The following is a 16,882-nucleotide window of genomic DNA, read 5'->3' as shown; positions in this document are numbered from 1 at the left end:
AGGGCGATATTTATATGAAAGATAAAATAGTTAGAGCAACGGCTAAAAATGGGATGGTTAGAATAATAGGAGGAATCACTACAAACTTAGTTGATGAGGGTAGTAAGATTCACGAATGTACTCCAGTTGCAGCAGCAGCGTTAGGAAGAATGCTTACTGCAGGAACTTTAATGGGAACTACATTAAAAAGTGAAAAAGAGTCTTTAACTTTAAAGATAAATGGTGGAGGAGAAGCAAAAGGAATAACAGTTACTGCACATAATGATGCAAGTGTGAAGGGTTTTATAGGGAATCCATATGTTACTAGGGAATTAAACGCTAAAGGAAAGTTAGATGTTGGTGGTGCTATAGGTAAGGATGGACTTTTATATGTAATTAAAGACTTAGGTTTAAAAGAACCATATGTAGGTCAAGTTCCAATATATAGTGGGGAAATAGCAGAAGACTTTGCTTATTATTTTACAGTATCTGAACAAACACCATCAGCAGTATCTTTAGGAGTGCTAGTGGATAAAGATATATCTATAAAAGCAGCAGGAGGATTTATAGTTCAAATGATGCCTGATGCAGATGAACTTTTAGCTGATTTAGTAACATATAGATTAGAAGAGATACCACCTATAACTACACTTATATCAGAAGGAAAAAGTATAGAAGAAATATTAGAATTTATATTTGAGGGCATGGATTTAAATATACTAGATTCTATTGAACCTAAATATAGATGTGATTGTTCAAGAGATAAAGTAGAGAAAGCATTAGCATCTATAGGTAAGAAAGAGTTGCAAGAAATATATGATGATGGTAAAAATGAAGAAATAGTATGTAATTTTTGTAACACTAAATATGCATTTACAACTAAAGATATTGGTGAGTTATTAAATTCTACAAAAAAATAATAGTAAAATTTACAACTAAATTATAATCTTAAGCAGTAAGTAATAAAAATGTACTTTGACTTTTAAGTTAAAGTACATTTTTTATATTAGAAAAATATTAATATAGGAACAGAAAAAAAATAAAATCATATTATTAATAGTGGATGTGATAAATTTACAAATTAGGTTTAAAGCACAAGTAAGCTACCTCTATCTATTAATTTACCTTTTCTTAAATAAATAGGAGAAACATCATATTTATATAAAAACTTATTCACTTCATTTCCCCACGTATAATGACTTAATTCACCAAAGAAAGCTATCTTATTATCAGAAATTAGCCCTCCAGTACCTCCAATAAATCCATAATTTAAATTTGGAAGAAGTATATCACCCGGAGGAAGCAAAAGGACATCAAAATCATAATTTATTAGTGTGGAATAAATTCCTACATCACTTGTTATAAGTGCTTTGTTTCTAACAGGTAGTACAGAGCATTTTGTATATCCTTGAGATACATTGATATTTAACTTAGATGATTGAGAATTTAAGAGAGTATTGTCACTATATTTTAAGTTGTGAATAAAATAATCATCTAAAATTAAAGAATTTAAAATAATATCTTTAGGGTATGTATTAGACAAGTTAGAATTTGAAAGAATATATTTTATATTCTTACTATCCAATAGTTTTATAAATTCTAAAGGGATATCTTTATGAATAATAATTTGATTTTCAGATGAATTGTTTAATATATTCATTTGAATATCAGGATGACCATTTATTGAGTCATATACATTATTAGATTTAGGAACTAAAATGGGTTCAATATTAAGTTTGTGTAAATTATTAATTTCTTCTTTTGTTGCTCTATAGTCAATAAAACAATACATAGTAATACTCCTTTAATATAGTAATTTATAATAAGAAATTACTACAAGATTAAAAAAAAAACAATAGGATATGAAAATCTAAAATTTAGTATTTTTATAAGTATAAGAGTTTTAAGTTTATTACATACTAATGTAAGAAGGGAGTGAAATCCATGCTTGTTTTGAAATTAGCTTATAATGATGAATTAGATTTTGTTGGTGAATTACAAGATTTAAGAGAATTGCTAAAGAAAAAAAATATAATAATAGGATTAGTAGAAAGCATAGAAGATAAGACTCATATTATAAAAATTATTTGTGAAGAAGAACATTATAATGAAAAGGTAAAAGATATTATTAATTTATATGTAAGTAATATTTTATATAAAGTTGTTATTGAAAATTATAGACAAAAAGAAATGTTTGAATTTTTAACAGAAAATTATTTTTTCTTAAAACAAGATGAAATATTAGAAATAGAAGATGATATTGTTAAAGTATTAGAATGTGAAAGTGGATTAAAAGATGGTAACTCTATTTATTATTTAAATAAGATGAACGGAATTATTGAAGAGATAAAAGATTGCATAAAAGAAAAGCAAGAAATTAATATAAATGGATTTATAACATTTAGAATGAAGAAACTTAGAGGCGATATAGAGAAAATAATACAAAAAGTAGTTGAAAATTATATTGTTGAAAAGGAGTATAAGGAATTTGTTAAGTTATTAAAGTATTTTGTTGATATACAAGATTGCAAGATAGAACTGATAGATATATCTATAGAAGAAAATGGTAACTATATAGTAACTGATAATTATGGAACAGATTTATTAAAAACATTTAAGGAAGAATTTTCGGATTGTAAGAAAATGAGCGATGTTAGTACAGAAGATATATTAATAAGTGGATTAATTACAAACACTCCTAAAAAAATAATAATTCATAATAAAGAGAATTCTATTAATAGAGAATTTTTAGATACTATTAATAATGTGTTTGAAGAGAGGGTCGAATATTGCACAGGATGCATGAAATGTGAAAATAAAAAAATAATAATAAAAAGTATTGACACATTATGAAATGCTTGATATAATTTAGTTCGTAAAGAAGAAACATAGCCGTTTCTCACCATACAGTTGTGAAGTACTAGTGTGGTTATATCTCTAGATTTTATCAATAGTGATAGTGTAAGACGGCTTATGGCCGTCTTTTATTATGTATAAAATTCCTCGGAGGTGAAAAGTATTAGTAAAGATTATTTTATTAATGAAGAGATAAGACAAAAAGAATTAAGAGTAGTTGCAAATGATGGAGAACAATTAGGTGTAATTTCTTCAAGAGAAGCTATGAGAATAGCAGAAGAACAAGAGTTAGATTTAGTTATGATTTCACCAAATGCAAACCCTCCAGTGTGTAAAATAATGGACTTTGGTAAGTTCATATATGAACAATCTAAAAAAGAAAAAGAAGCTAAGAAGAAACAAAAGGTTGTAAGTGTTAAAGAAGTAAGAGTAAGTCTTACAATAGAAGAACATGACATTGCTATAAAAGCAAAGAATGCCAGAAAATTCTTATTAGACGGAGATAAAGTTAAAATCACTGTTAGATTTAGAGGTAGAGAGATGGAATTGACTCATATTGGAGCAAGAATTCTTGATAACTTCGCAAAGAAATTGGAAGATGTCTGCCAAATAGAAAAGCATCCAAAAAAAGAAGGCAGAAACATGACAATGGTTTTAGGCCCTAAAAAGGGATAACTTGAGAGGAGGATTTTATTTATGCCAAAAATGAAAAGCCACAGAGGTGCAGCAAAGAGATTTAAGAAAACAGGTACAGGAAAGCTTAAGAGAGCGAAAGCATTCAAAAGCCATATATTAACAAAGAAGAGTCCTAAAACTAAGAGAAATCTTAGAAAAGGTGGATACGTATCAAAATCAGAAGAAAAAGTAATGAAAAAATTATTACCATATCTATAATTTGAAGAGGTTACAGGAGGTTTAAAGCATGGCAAGAGTAAAGAGAGCAAAAAACGCTCGTAAGAATCATAAAAAGGTTTTAAAACTTGCAAAAGGATACTACGGTGGAAAGAGTAAGTTATTTAAAACAGCTAACGAATCAGTAATTAGAGCATTAAGAAATTCTTATGTTGGAAGAAAGAATAAAAAGAGAGATTACAGAAGATTATGGATTGCTAGAATAAATGCAGCAACAAGAATCAATGGTCTTTCATATTCAAAATTCATGAACGGAATTAAATTAGCTGGTATCGATATAAACAGAAAAATGTTATCAGAAATCGCTATAAATGATGCAAAAGCATTTGCTGATTTAGTAGAAGTAGCTAAAAAACAATTAAACGCTTAATAAAATGCGACCTAGGTCGCATTTTTATTATATATTGAAAAATATTATAATATAAAAATTATTTATATATCTTTAGTTTACATAAAATTTATATTAAATAGGTAAAATAAAATGAAGTAATTTTAAATTAACCTTTTGAGGTGAGTATATGGGAAAAGTTCTGACAAAAAAATCAAGACTTAATGCAGTTCAAGTGCTATCTATAGGTTTTGCTATAGTTGTTTTAATAGGAGCACTTATATTAACTTTACCTATTTCTTCTGTCAGCGGTGAAAGTACAAATTTTATAGATGCCATTTTTACATCTACATCAGCAGTATGTGTTACTGGGTTAGTTACATTAGACACAGGAACTCACTGGAGTACTTTTGGTCAAGTTATAATTATAATGTTAATAGAAATTGGTGGCATGGGCTTCATGTCTTTTACTACATTTATTGCAATATTATTAGGAAAAAAGATAACTTTAAGGGATAGATTATTAATGCAGGAAGCTATGAACACTTTCAATATTGAAGGTTTAGTAAGAATGGTTCAATATGTTTTTGCATTAACATTTTCAGTTCAGTTTTTTGGCGCCTTATTATTATCAACTCAGTTCATACCGCAGCTTGGATTTTCAAAGGGATTATTTTATAGTATATTTCATTCTATTTCAGCATTTTGTAATGCAGGGTTTGATTTATTTGGAAATTTTAATAGTTTAACTGGTTATTCTAGTAATATAGTAGTAATATTAAGCATAAGTGCTTTAATAATAATTGGTGGTTTAGGTTTTACAGTATGGCTTGAAATATATAATTATAATAAAAGTTCTAAAAGATTATCTCTTAATTCTAAGGTGGTATTATTAGTTACTATATTTTTAATTATTTTTGGATTTATATGTATATTTTTATTTGAATATAAGAATATGCAAACTATAGGTGGGATGTCTTTTAAAGACAAAATATTAAATTCATTTTTTGCATCTGTATCTCCAAGAACAGCAGGATTTAATAGTATTTCTACTGATGATATGACGATGTCTGGTAAATTAATTACTATAATATTAATGTTTATAGGAGGATCATCGGGTTCAACAGCAGGTGGTTTAAAAACTGCTACATTTGGTGTTCTGATTTTAACAGTAATTTCTGTTTTAAAAGGAAGAGAAGATACTGAAGCATTTGAAAAAAGATTTTCAAAAGATTTAGTATATAAAGCATTTACTTTATTTTTTATTGCAATGATGCTTGTGATGATAGTGACAATGATTCTTACCATAGTGGAACCAAATCAATCTTTTATAAATTTACTTTATGAAGCAACTTCAGCTTTTGGTACAGTAGGATTAACTACTGGAGTAACGCAACAATTATCATTTACAGGAAAGATTGTAATAATGCTTACTATGTATTGTGGTAGAGTTGGTCCATTAACTGTAATTTTAGCATTGTTAAATAGAAAGAAAAAAAAGGGATATAGATATCCAGAAGGTAAGATATTGATAGGATAGGAGTGACTTAGTTTTGGTAAACAAACAATTTGTGGTGATTGGGTTAGGTCGATTTGGTGCTTCTGTTGCTAAGACTTTATATGACTTAGGAAATGATGTTTTAGTAATAGATAAAGACGAAGATATAATTCAAGATATTTCTGATAATGTAACTCATGCAGTTCAAATGGATTCTACTGATGAGAATGCATTAAGAACATTAGGACTTAGAAATTTTGATGTTGCAATTGTAACTATAGGATCTAATATACAAGCAAGCATTATGGCAACATTACTTGTTAAAGAATTAGGTGTTAAATATATAATTGCAAAAGCTAATAATAAGATACATTCTAAAGTTTTGTATAAAATTGGTGCTGATAGGGTAATATTACCAGAACAAGATATGGGGGTTAGAGTTGCTCATAATTTAGTTTCTTCTAGTATATTAGATTATATTGAATTATCTTCAGACTACAGTATAATGGAAATTGAAGCTTTAGATGAATGGGATGGAAAAAGTCTAAGGGAAATAAAATTAAGAAGTCAGTATGGAATAAATGTTATGGCAATTAAAGAAGGCGAAGATATAAATATATCACCTTCAGCTGATCACATTGTAAAAGCTAAAGATATAATAGTAGCTATTGGTTCAGCAGAAGATTTAAGTAAACTTGAGGGTATGATAGTAAGATTAAAATAATTGAGGTGTAGACTTTGATTTTTATTGAAAGTAAAGAAAATACTATATATAAAGAAGCTAAAAAACTCAAAGAGAGAAAAAATAGAAATAAAATTAATAAATATGTAATTGAAGGATTTAGACTTGTTAATGAAGCAATAAAAGCAAATTTAGATATAGATTATTTAATATTAACTGAAGTAGGGTATGAAAAATTAGATAATTATATAGATAAAAACAATATAGAAAATAAAAAGGTTTATTGTATTGCTGATAATTTATTTAAAGATTTAACATCAACAGAAAATCCTCAAGGAATAATTGCTATAGTTAAAATGGAGAATAAAAATCTAGATTTTCAAGGGGATTTTTATTTGTTTTGCGATAAAGTACAAGATCCAGGAAATCTAGGAACTATAATAAGAACTGCTCATGCAGCAGGTGTAAATGGAATAATATTATCTAAAGGAACTGTAGACATATATAATGAAAAAACAATAAGATCAACAATGGGATCATTGTTTTATATGCCTATATATTATGATGATGATTTTTCATTAATAAAATCATTGAAAAAAGATGGATTTAAATTAATAGTTACGTCATTAGAAAGTAGTAAAGATTTTTTTAAAGAAGATTTAAAAGGAAAGACTATACTTACAGTTGGCAATGAAGGAAATGGTGTATCTGATGAAGTGTTAGACTTAGCCGATAGAAGAGTTAAAATACCCATGCCAGGTGGAGCAGAATCTTTAAATGTAGCTATAGCGACATCCATTATAATTTATGAAAAAGTAAGACAAAATTTTAATTGAATTTTTAGTATTGAATTTTAATTAGTTTATTTGTATAATTATAGGGAATTAAATAATTATAAACTGTGAATGAGAGAGTAGATATTAGAAAGTTTTTAGGGAGAATAAGTCATAGACTGGAAGCTTATTTAAATGAAATAATGTTGAAGTTCACTCAGGAGTTCTAGCTGTGAAATTAAGTAGTAGCTAGCGGTCAATGCCGTTAAATTTTAAGTTGGATTCTTATAATATATTTTTATAAGTTTCAATTAGGGTGGTAACGCGGATAATTCGTCCCTTTTATAGGGGGACGATTTTTTATTGTACATAAAAATGTTTGAAAGGAGAAAAAACATGAAAGAAAAACTTAAAGAATTGCAAGAACTTGCATTAAAGCAAATTGAAAATTCAATGAAAAGTAATGAATTAGAAGAAATTAGAGTTAAGTTCTTAGGAAAAAAAGGGGAACTTACTACAATATTAAGAGGTATGGGGGCATTATCTGCAGAAGAAAGACCTTTAGTAGGAAAGCTAGTTAATGAAGCTAAAGCTAAAGTAGAAGAAAAATTAGAGACAGCAATAAAGAAAATAAAAGATAAAGAGAAAACAGAAAAACTTGCTAGTGAAACTATAGATATTTCACTTCCAGGTAAAAAGAAGGTTATAGGAAAGAGACATCCATTAGAATTAACACTTCAAAATATGGAAGATATATTTGTATCAATGGGATTTACAATTGAAGAAGGTCCAGAAGTTGAATATGATCACTATAATTTTGAAGCATTAAATATACCTAAAAATCATCCGGCTAGAAGTGAACAAGATACATTATATATAAATGATAATATAGTTCTTAGAACTCAAACTTCACCAGTTCAAGTTAGAACTATGGAAAATCAAAAGCCACCAATTAAGATGATTTCACCAGGTAAAGTTTATAGATCAGATTCAGTGGATGCAACACATTCACCTATATTCTATCAAATGGAGGGTTTGGTTATAGATAAAGGAGTTACTTTTGCAGATTTAAAAGGAACTTTAGAATTATTTGCTAAGAAGATGTTTGGCGATAAAGTTCAAACTAAGTTTAGACCACATCACTTCCCATTTACAGAACCATCAGCTGAAATGGATGCAACTTGTTTTGTATGTGGAGGAGAAGGCTGTAGAGTATGTAAAAATAGTGGATGGATAGAACTTTTAGGTTGTGGTATGGTTCATCCAAATGTACTTAGAAATTGTGGAATAGATCCACAAGTATATAGTGGATTCGCTTTCGGATTTGGTGTTGATAGAATGGTAATGCTTAAGTATGGTATAGATGATATAAGATTACTATACGAAAGTGACATGAGATTCTTAAATCAATTTTAATAAAGAATTTAAAGGTAAATGAGGAGGAAAAAATATGAAAGTACCATTTAGTTGGTTACAAGATTATGTTGATATAAATGTTAGCCCTAAAGAATTAGGAGATAAATTAACTTTAACAGGATCACAATTAGAAGAATTAATAATTCAAGGTGATGTTATAGATAAAGTTGTTACAGGAAAAATTACTGAAATAGAAAAACATCCGGATGCTGATAAACTAAGCATTTGTCAAGTTGATATTGGAACTGAAACTATTCAAATAGTTACTGCTGCAACAAACATGAAAGAGCAAGACGTAGTACCAGTAGCTTTACATGGTTCAACATTGGCAGATGGAACTAAGATTAAAAAAGGTAAGCTTAGAGGGGTACCATCAAATGGTATGTTCTGTTCTGAAGAAGAACTTGGAATTGCAGGAGATGAACCCGTTCATGGATTAATGATTTTACCTACAGATACTAAACTTGGAGTAGAACTTAAAGAATTATTAAAGTTAAATAAAGCTATTTTAGATTTTGAAATAACTTCAAATAGACCTGATTGTTTAAGTATAGTTGGTATGGCTAGAGAAACAGCAGCAGCTTTAAGAACTACTTATAAGATGCCTAATTTAGAATATAAAGTTTCTGGTGAAGGCAATGTAGATAATGAACTAAAAGTTGAAGTAAAAGATGATTTGTGTTTAAGATACATGGCTAGAAAAGTTAAAAATGTAAAAGTGAAACCATCACCAGGTTGGCTTCAAGAAAGACTTCTTGAAGCAGGAATAAGACCTATAGATAATATAGTTGATATTACAAACTTTGTAATGCTTGAATTAGGTCAACCGATGCATGCTTATGATGCTAGAGAAATATCTACTAATAAAATAGTAGTTGAAAGAGCTAAACAAGGTGAAAAATTCACTACTTTAGATGAAGCTGAAAGAGAATTAGATGACTCTATGCTTTGCATAAAAGATGACAATAAAATAGTTGGATTAGCTGGAATAATGGGTGGATTAAACTCAGAAATAAAAGAAGATACAACTGAAGTTATTTTCGAATCTGCAAACTTTGATGGTACTAACATAAGAGTTAATTCTAAGAAGTTAAACTTAAGAAGTGAAGCTTCTGGAAGATTTGAAAAAGATATAGATCCTAACTTGGCTAAACTTGCAATTGATAGAGCATGTGCTTTAATTTGTGAATTAGGTGCTGGAGAAATTGTAGAAGGAACAATAGATATATATAATAAAAAGAAAGAAACTGGAAAATTAGTTGTTGATTTTAACTGGGTCAATAAATTCCTTGGAACAGATATTTCTAAAGAAGAAATGAAAAAATGCCTAGATAGTGTTGATTTATTTACAGAAATCCATGGAGACAATTTAAATGTAACAGCTCCAACATTTAGAATAGATATAGCTATTAAAGAAGATATAGCAGAAGAAATAGCTAGAATATATGGATATGATGTTATTCCTGCTACAATATTTAGCGTAGCTACATCAAGAGAACCTAAATATAGAAAGAGATTATTAGATGATAAAGTAGTAATGCTTGCTACAGGCAGTGGATTAAATCAATCTATAAGTTATTCATTTGTATCTCCAAAGGTATTTGATAAAATTAATGTACCAGAAGATAGCGAGCTTAGAAATGTAGTTAGAATTAAAAATCCATTAGGTGAAGATTATAGTGTTATGAGAACTTCGACTATACCTTCAATGATGGAATGTTTAGGAAGAAATTACTCAAGAAATAATGACTATGTTAGACTATTTGAAATGGCTAAAGTATATATTAAAAATGAAGATGAAACTAAGATTCCAACTGAAAGAAACATATTAACTATTGGTATGTATGGAGATTGCGATTATTTAGATCTTAAAGGCGCAGTTGAAAACATAATAGATGGTCTTGGAATAAAGAATTCTAAATATGAAAGAGAAAGTGAAAATGTAAGTTATCATCCAGGAAAAACTGCAAAACTTGTTATAGGTAAGAATGTAGTTGGTACTTTAGGAGAAGTTCATTTAGATATAACTGAAAATTATGGTATTGATGTACCTTGCTTTATTGCAGAACTCAACTTAGATGCATTATATGAAAATGCTGACATGGATAAAAAATATAAAGCATTACCTAAATTCCCTGCGGTTACAAGAGATATTGCGTTACTTGTAGATGATAGTATACTAGTTCAAGAAATTGAAGAGTGCATAAGAAAAGCTGGCGGAAATTTAGTTGAAAAAGTAGAATTATTCGATATATACAAAGGAAAACAAATTCCTGATGGTAAGAAGAGTATAGCTTATGCTATTTGCTATAGAGCGGATAAAACATTAACAGATAAAGAAGTTAATAAAGTACATGATAAGATATTAAGATCTTTAGAATATAAATTAGGTGCTACTTTAAGAGACTAATTAAATTGAAATTAAAAATGACTGGATTTTATAATTTAAAATCTAGTCATTTTTTTATACTTTAAGGATAAATAAGTTTAAGTTTAAATATATTGATATTAAAGTAATTATAGAGGATGGAAATATATTGAGAAGACCTAAACCATTAAAAAAAGGAGATAAAATAGCTCTTGTAGGATTATCTAGTCCAACAACTGAAGAAAGATTAGAATTATCTATTAAAGCAATGAGAGAATTAGGATTTGAAGTTGTAGTTGGTGAAAGTTGTAAAGCTCATTATGGTTATTTATCTGGAAGTGATGATATGAGAGCTAATGATTTAAATACTATGTTTTCTGATAAATCAATATCTGGAATTTTTGCAATAAGGGGAGGGTATGGATCAACAAGGATTTTAGATAAGCTAGATTATAATATGATAAAAAAGAATGCTAAAGTATTTTCAGGATATAGTGATGTTACAGCTATTCATAATGTAATAAATAAGAGGTGTAATTTTATTACATTTCATGCACCTATGCCAGCAACAGAAATGTATAAGGGACTAGATAAGTACACTGAGTATTATTTTAAAAAGAGTATATTTACATTAAAGCCTTTAGGAAAATTAAGAAATATAGAGAGCACAGAAATTAAAACTTTATTTGAAGGAGAAGCAGAAGGAAGATTAGTTGGAGGAAATCTTTCAGTAATTTGTTCAACACTAGGAACAGATTATGAAATAGATACTAAAGGAAAAATATTATTTTTAGAAGAGATTGATGAATATCCATACAAAATTGATAGAATGATTATGCAATTAAAACAATGCAATAAATTAAAGGATGCAAGTGGGATAATTTTAGGGAAATGGACTGATTGTTTACCACCAAAGGGTAGAGAAAGCTTGTCATTAATGCAAATATTTGAAGAGTTAATAGCATCAGAGGGGAAACCTGCATTATATGATGTTTATTGTGGACATTGTTTACCAACACTTACCCTTCCTTTAGGTGCTAAAATAAAAATTAATGCAGATAATCAAGAGATAAATATTTTAGAATAAAGAAATTAAGCAATAAAGTTCAATTACAATGATCTTTACCTATTGCATATTTAAAATATAGACATAAATAATATGATTTAGATAAAGTTATCAAATAAAGGTCTTTATTTGATAACTTTATTAGTTTATACTATAAATTAGCGAACATATGTTTTGAATGATAGTTTATATTTTAGTAGCGTGTGGACATATCCAATTTTCCTATTGAATATATCAATACATATTTAAAACATAGTCTTAGTTAAAAGCAGTTTAACTAAGAGATGAAAAGAATTTTAATTATTAAGATGGAGGAAATAATTTGAGTAATAATAATGACAAACTAAAAAAAGCTTTTAAAAAGAGTATGAAAAAAAATAAAGGTAATAAAAAGGCGCAATTCATAACAATAATACTTTTTGCTATTATAGGACTTATGAGCTTTGTTTTTGGAAATGATTTTAATTCTAATACCCCAGAAAATTTAGGAAATGTAAGTGGGAACTTAGAAGTTTCTTATTTGGATGTTGGACAAGGTGATGCTGCATATATAAGAGTTAATGATTTTGATATATTAATAGATGCAGGTCCAAGAAGTGAAGCAGATCATTTATTAAAGCAATTAGAAGAAAAAAATATAGATGATTTTGAAATGGTAATTGCGACTCATCCACATGAAGATCATATAGGTGGAATGACAAAAATATTTCAAAAGTATAAAGTAGAAAATTTTTATATGCCTAAAGTTACTCATACAACAAAAACATTTGAAAATATGTTAAATGCAGTTTCAAATGAAGGGATTAAGATTCAAACGATAAAAGAAGGTATGAAATTTGATTTAGGTTCTGGTGCTAAAATAGATGTATATTCTCCAATAAAAGAAAGTTATGAGGAGTTTAATAATTACTCACCTATAATGAAATTAACATTTGGTGATAAAAAGTTAATGTTTACTGGGGATGCAGAAACACTTGTAGAACAAGAAGTTTTGTCTAAATATTCAAAAGATCTTAAAGCAGATGTATTAAAGTTTGGTCATCATGGGTCAAGCACATCTTCAAGTAATGAATTTATACAAGCTGTATCACCACAATATGGGATAATAAGTTGTGGCACAGATAATAGTTATGGTCATCCTAATAAAGAAACCATGAGTAAGATTTCTAAAAATGGAATAGAAACTTATAGAACAGACTTACAAGGTGAAATAACAGTAACATCTAATGGAAAGACTATATCAGTTAAAACAAAAAAGAGTTAAATATAACCATTTTAAGAGAAAAAACAATAAATAATTATAAGTAAAAAATAACAGAAATTATCTTAACCCTAGTAAGTGGTTCTGGTAGGTTCTGTTTTTTTTATTAGTTGCTTTTTAAAATAGAAGTTTTATAAAAATAATACGAATATATAAGTAGATAATTGTTAAATTTGTAATTTACTTAATTGTGGTTTATATATATTCTATTAACAAAAATAGATATTTTTTGACAAATTTATATAAAAATATTCCATAACATGATATAATATGTTTAAAATTATTATTTTGTTATAAAAGTGTTTATAATTTAAGTTTAATATTCTAGAAAGAAGTGATATAGGTGAAGCATAAGTATAATTCGAAAATTATAAATTTTGAACAAGCTTCCACAATATACAAGTTAATAGATAACAGTACTGATGATTATGTATTTATTTGGGATGTTAATAGCAATGTATTTAAAATATCATCATCTATTTTATGTGATTTTGATTTAGATGGTACAACAACTAGTGACATAGAAGAATATTGGTCTAAAATTATATATAATGATGATAAAGATATATTTTTGCATGGAATAAATAAAATAAAATCAGGACTTTCAAATATTAATATTTTTCAATGCCGTCTTGTAAATAAAAAAGGTGAAGTGATATGGATTTCTTTTCGTGGAAGTTTATTAAAAGATGAAAATGAAAACGCTATAATTGTATTTGGACATATAACTGATATGAATAAAGATACAAAAATAGATTTTATAACAGGAGTGCTAAATAGAAGTAAATTTCAAGAAGATATGATGAATTTTCTTGATAATAAATCTGAAATTGTTTCTGCAGTTATAGTTATGGGAATTGATAATTTTAAAAACATAAATGAGAAACATGGTTATTTATTTGGTGACATGGTTATTAGAGATGTGGCTCAAAAAATCACTTTAATGCTACCTAAGAATATGAATATATATAGAATTGATGGAGATAAATTTGCAATTTTTTATAAGGACGCAAATTATAAAAAAGTAGAAGTATTATTTAATAACATTAAGGACTATATGAATGTACAACATGAAATTGATGATAAAAAATATTTTTGCACTTTATCATGTGGAGTAGCATTATATCCTAATGATGCACTTTCATGTATGGAACTATTTCAAAGGGCTAATAGTGCCATGGAATTTGCCAAAATAAGTGGAAAAAATAGATTAGAATTTTTTTCAGAAGAATTATATAATAAGAAAATACGTTTCCTAACACTTCAAGAGCAATTAAGAGAAAGTATAAGAAATAATTTTGATGGATTTGAATTGTATTATCAACCACAAGTTAAGGCGTCTAATCATGAATTAAAGGGTGCAGAAGCACTACTTAGATGGAATTCACCTGAACTAGGAGAAATATCTCCTTTAGAATTTATTCCGTTTTTAGAAGAGAGTGGTTTAATTGTAAAGGTTGGTAAATGGGTTATTAGGGAAGCATTAAAAATGTGTATGAATTGGCAAAGTATAATCGAAGATTTTAAAATGAGCATAAATGTTTCATATATTCAATTAAAGGAAGATAATTTTAATGTGTATTTAGATGAATGTATAAAAGAATTCGGAATAAATAAAAATTCTGTTATACTAGAATTAACAGAAAGTTGTTGGGCACCAGATTTTAAATTTTTAATTAAAAAATTTGCTGATTTTGAGGAATATGGCATAAATATGGCTATAGATGATTTTGGAACAGGATATTCTTCATTAAATTATCTTAGAAATTTACCAGTAAATATTGTAAAGATAGATCGTTCTTTTGTAAGACATCTTACGGAAAAAAGTTATAATTTTACATTTATAGAGTATGTAATAAAACTTATGCATAGCATTAATATTAAAGTATGTATTGAAGGTATTGAAACTGTAGAAGAATTTGAAATTATAAATAAAGTAAACCCAGATTATATTCAAGGATATCTATTTGGAAAACCTGAGAGCACAGACATGTTTTATCGAAAGTTTATAGATGCTAAAGAACAATTATTAGTATAAGTTTAAAAATTCAATTAGTGCATATATATACATATATTTAAAACAGAGATATTTTTAAAAATTAAGAAGTAGTAAGAATACAGTATTACTACTTCTTATTATATGAAGATATATTAATATAATTAAGAAGATACATTAACATTCCACCTATTCCAACGATTAAGCTAACAATTAACCAAGCCTGTCTTATTCCAACTACAGAAATCATTCTACCCATGATTATAGGTCCAATACCATTTCCTGTACCATACAATAAAGGTAAAATTGAATTTATTCTTCCTCTATGTGATGAAGGACTAAGATTTGCTATAAAAGTTTGAGAATTTGTAGCAATTGATATTTCGCCTATAGTCATTATAGTAACAATGATAAAAAATGAAAAAATATTAGAGGCAAAGCTACAAAGGCCAAAGGCCAATGAATACAGAAGTCCTCCAACTGAAATGATAGAAAGTATTCTATATTTCTTTGTTAGAACTGTTATTATTGGAGTAAATAGAATTACTATTAATCCATTGAAACTACTCAAAACCCCAAAGTATCTAGCACCATTAGTGCTAAATATATCATTTAATTGTATTGGTACTGCAAATCCCCACTGAGAATAAGCAAAATGAAATGTTAACATTAGTAAGGAATAATAAATTAGAATAGGACGTTTAAGAAATATTTTAAATACTGAACAATTTTCAGCTTTCTCGAAAGAACTCTTATTTTCGTTAATGGAACCTTCTAATAAATTAGGTTTAATATCTTTTATAAAATATCCTATTAATAAAAGATAAATCAATGTTGTAACACCATCACCTATAAATATTAGACTTAAATAATTATTAAATAATAAGCCACCTAATAGTGGTCCTATTGCAAATCCTAAATTTAATCCTATATATATAAGTGAAAAAGAATTTTTTCTATTTTCAGAAGTTGTGATATCTGAAACTAGTGCATCATAAGCAGGCAAAGATACCGATGAAAAACAAGATGCTAATAGTATAAAGTTAGTTAATGTATTAGATAAAGGTAAAAAACCACAAATTATAAATGTACAAGCTGACAATCCTTGAAAAACAAGTATTACTTTTTTTCTTCCTATAGAGTCAACTAGTTTACCTCCTATTAATACACAGGGGGCTTGAAGAATAGCTAAAAAGGTTACAAATTCACCAGCTTGGCTTATAGATAGACCTATTTTTTGAATAAGTATTAGTGATAACAATGGATAAATAAAAGATCCTATACAATTTATTATTTTACCTAGAAAAAGTATATAAATTTCTTTAGGGAGTCCTGAATATGGGGAAAATATAAGTATCAATTTATTTTTTAATTTCATCTTAAATCTCCTTTTATTAATATTTAAAACAGAGCTAAATATAAAAATAATTATTAAATTATACCCTTAAATACTAAAAAATTCAATTTATTTTAAATAAATGAATTTGAAATTTGTGAATTGATAAAAAATATAAATATTATTTATAATATTTATATTTTTACACAAACTTATAAGTGTATAAATTTATTTTTGAAAGGAGAAAATGTATCATGGAAAAATTTGGAGAAGAAATAAAAGATACTGCTAGAAAAATGAAGACAGAAATAAAAGAAACTGCAAGGGAAATAAAAGGTAAGATGACAGAACAAGGTGAAATTATAAAGGAACATGCTAATAATTTAAAACATAAGTTATAATGTTTTGTAT

Annotated in this window: 16 protein-coding genes and 1 other annotated feature; of the genes, 14 read left to right on the top strand and 2 right to left on the bottom strand. The window is 27.2% G+C overall.

The genetic code is table 11. From position 1 onward, the window contains the following. Nucleotides 1-14: 14 nt before the first annotated feature. A complete protein-coding gene (gene hslO, locus NG918_RS10475) occupies nt 15-899 on the top strand; it encodes an Hsp33 family molecular chaperone HslO (protein ID WP_252213198.1) in 885 nt (294 codons plus the stop codon). 167 nt (nt 900-1,066) lie between these two features. Here hslO and NG918_RS10470 read toward each other — a convergent pair whose 3' ends face one another. Next, a complete protein-coding gene (locus NG918_RS10470) occupies nt 1,067-1,771 on the bottom strand; it encodes a DUF6873 family GME fold protein (protein WP_252213200.1) in 705 nt (234 codons plus the stop codon). Nucleotides 1,772-1,923: 152 nt separating this feature from the next. Between NG918_RS10470 and ytxC the strand changes: the two genes are divergently transcribed. The 12 genes from ytxC to NG918_RS10410 all read left to right on the top strand — a co-directional run bounded on the left by ytxC (nt 1,924) and on the right by NG918_RS10410 (nt 15,177). Then, entirely contained in the window at nt 1,924-2,832 is a 909-nt protein-coding gene (gene ytxC / locus NG918_RS10465) for a putative sporulation protein YtxC (RefSeq protein ID WP_252213201.1), read from the top strand. A 156-nt stretch (nt 2,833-2,988) separates the two neighbouring features. Continuing rightward, nucleotides 2,989-3,510, top strand: coding sequence for a translation initiation factor IF-3 (gene infC / locus NG918_RS10460; protein WP_252213202.1), 522 nt, complete (start codon nt 2,989-2,991; stop codon nt 3,508-3,510). Nucleotides 3,511-3,531: 21 nt separating this feature from the next. After that, complete coding sequence (gene rpmI, locus NG918_RS10455; RefSeq protein ID WP_003373773.1) at nt 3,532-3,729, top strand: 50S ribosomal protein L35; 198 nt, start codon at nt 3,532-3,534, stop codon at nt 3,727-3,729. Nucleotides 3,730-3,757: 28 nt separating this feature from the next. Then, the gene (gene rplT, locus NG918_RS10450; protein ID WP_003369926.1) at nt 3,758-4,117 is read left to right on the top strand and encodes a 50S ribosomal protein L20; all 360 of its coding nucleotides are present in this window, start codon (nt 3,758-3,760) and stop codon (nt 4,115-4,117) included. Between the two features lie 148 nt (nt 4,118-4,265). Beyond that, entirely contained in the window at nt 4,266-5,615 is a 1,350-nt protein-coding gene (locus NG918_RS10445; RefSeq protein WP_252213203.1) for a TrkH family potassium uptake protein, read from the top strand. 13 nt (nt 5,616-5,628) lie between these two features. Then, nucleotides 5,629-6,297, top strand: coding sequence for a potassium channel family protein (locus NG918_RS10440; protein WP_252213204.1), 669 nt, complete (start codon nt 5,629-5,631; stop codon nt 6,295-6,297). Nucleotides 6,298-6,311: 14 nt separating this feature from the next. Next, entirely contained in the window at nt 6,312-7,091 is a 780-nt protein-coding gene (locus NG918_RS10435) for a TrmH family RNA methyltransferase (protein WP_252213205.1), read from the top strand. 56 nt (nt 7,092-7,147) lie between these two features. Further along, nucleotides 7,148-7,372: a binding site (T-box leader), on the top strand. Between the two features lie 52 nt (nt 7,373-7,424). Beyond that, on the top strand, nt 7,425-8,444 hold the full coding sequence (gene pheS, locus NG918_RS10430) for a phenylalanine--tRNA ligase subunit alpha (RefSeq protein WP_252213206.1): 1,020 nt from the start codon (nt 7,425-7,427) through the stop codon (nt 8,442-8,444). Nucleotides 8,445-8,478: 34 nt separating this feature from the next. Next, on the top strand, nt 8,479-10,854 hold the full coding sequence (pheT, locus tag NG918_RS10425) for a phenylalanine--tRNA ligase subunit beta (protein WP_252226083.1): 2,376 nt from the start codon (nt 8,479-8,481) through the stop codon (nt 10,852-10,854). Nucleotides 10,855-10,981: 127 nt separating this feature from the next. After that, nucleotides 10,982-11,899 carry a S66 peptidase family protein gene (locus tag NG918_RS10420; protein WP_252213208.1) on the top strand — a complete coding sequence of 306 codons (918 nt, stop codon included), beginning with the start codon at nt 10,982-10,984 and terminating at the stop codon, nt 11,897-11,899. 301 nt (nt 11,900-12,200) lie between these two features. Beyond that, a complete protein-coding gene (locus NG918_RS10415) occupies nt 12,201-13,142 on the top strand; it encodes a ComEC/Rec2 family competence protein (protein ID WP_252226081.1) in 942 nt (313 codons plus the stop codon). Between the two features lie 340 nt (nt 13,143-13,482). Further along, complete coding sequence (locus NG918_RS10410) at nt 13,483-15,177, top strand: putative bifunctional diguanylate cyclase/phosphodiesterase (protein ID WP_252213210.1); 1,695 nt, start codon at nt 13,483-13,485, stop codon at nt 15,175-15,177. 88 nt (nt 15,178-15,265) lie between these two features. Here the strand turns inward: NG918_RS10410 and NG918_RS10405 are convergent, their stop codons facing one another. Continuing rightward, entirely contained in the window at nt 15,266-16,513 is a 1,248-nt protein-coding gene (locus tag NG918_RS10405; RefSeq protein WP_252226079.1) for an MFS transporter, read from the bottom strand. Between the two features lie 212 nt (nt 16,514-16,725). Between NG918_RS10405 and NG918_RS10400 the strand changes: the two genes are divergently transcribed. Next, nucleotides 16,726-16,872, top strand: coding sequence for a hypothetical protein (locus NG918_RS10400; RefSeq protein ID WP_252213212.1), 147 nt, complete (start codon nt 16,726-16,728; stop codon nt 16,870-16,872). Nucleotides 16,873-16,882: the final 10 nt, after the last annotated feature.

The organism is Clostridium sp. ZBS2 (assembly GCF_023845855.1).
Lineage (GTDB): Bacteria > Bacillota > Clostridia > Clostridiales > Clostridiaceae > Clostridium > Clostridium aquiflavi.
The sequence above is the reverse complement of the archived record's forward strand: the minus strand, read 5'-3'. Positions and strand labels throughout refer to the sequence as shown.

Excerpts from the sequence above, each read along its gene's own strand:
- pheS (WP_252213206.1), top strand. The coding sequence starts at position 7,425 with ATGAAAGAAAAACTTAAAGAATTGCAAGAACTTGCATTAAAGCAAATT.
- NG918_RS10470 (WP_252213200.1), bottom strand. The coding sequence starts at position 1,771 with ATGTATTGTTTTATTGACTATAGAGCAACAAAAGAAGAAATTAATAAT.
- NG918_RS10400 (WP_252213212.1), top strand. The coding sequence starts at position 16,726 with ATGGAAAAATTTGGAGAAGAAATAAAAGATACTGCTAGAAAAATGAAG.
- ytxC (WP_252213201.1), top strand. The coding sequence starts at position 1,924 with ATGCTTGTTTTGAAATTAGCTTATAATGATGAATTAGATTTTGTTGGT.
- NG918_RS10405 (WP_252226079.1), bottom strand. The coding sequence starts at position 16,513 with ATGAAATTAAAAAATAAATTGATACTTATATTTTCCCCATATTCAGGA.
- rpmI (WP_003373773.1), top strand. The coding sequence starts at position 3,532 with ATGCCAAAAATGAAAAGCCACAGAGGTGCAGCAAAGAGATTTAAGAAA.
- NG918_RS10445 (WP_252213203.1), top strand. The coding sequence starts at position 4,266 with ATGGGAAAAGTTCTGACAAAAAAATCAAGACTTAATGCAGTTCAAGTG.
- hslO (WP_252213198.1), top strand. The coding sequence starts at position 15 with ATGAAAGATAAAATAGTTAGAGCAACGGCTAAAAATGGGATGGTTAGA.
- rplT (WP_003369926.1), top strand. The coding sequence starts at position 3,758 with ATGGCAAGAGTAAAGAGAGCAAAAAACGCTCGTAAGAATCATAAAAAG.
- pheT (WP_252226083.1), top strand. The coding sequence starts at position 8,479 with ATGAAAGTACCATTTAGTTGGTTACAAGATTATGTTGATATAAATGTT.